Below are 312 nucleotides of genomic sequence, written 5' to 3' on the forward strand. Positions count from 1 at the left end.
TGATGGAGCTGCACATGAACCCATTCAAAGGCCGGCATTTTCAGCGTGACATCATTCTGTGGGCCGTACGCTGGTACTGCAAATACGGCATCAGTTACCGTGAGCTGCAGGAGATGCTGGCTGAACGCGGAGTGAATGTCGATCACTCCACGATTTACCGCTGGGTTCAGCGTTATGCGCCTGAAATGGAAAAACGGCTGCGCTGGTACTGGCGTAACCCTTCCGATCTTTGCCCGTGGCACATGGATGAAACCTACGTGAAGGTCAATGGCCGCTGGGCGTATCTGTACCGGGCCGTCGACAGCCGGGGCC

The 312-nt window shown here is 56.4% G+C and carries 1 pseudogene; it reads left to right on the plus strand.

The features are described 5' to 3' along the window. Positions 1-14: 14 nt before the first annotated feature. Positions 15-312, plus strand: a pseudogene (locus AB6A65_RS16880) (IS6-like element IS26 family transposase); the annotation flags it as partial.

Source organism: Rhodosalinus sp. FB01, assembly GCF_041365715.1.
In the GTDB taxonomy this organism is placed as follows: domain Bacteria; phylum Pseudomonadota; class Alphaproteobacteria; order Rhodobacterales; family Rhodobacteraceae; genus Rhodosalinus.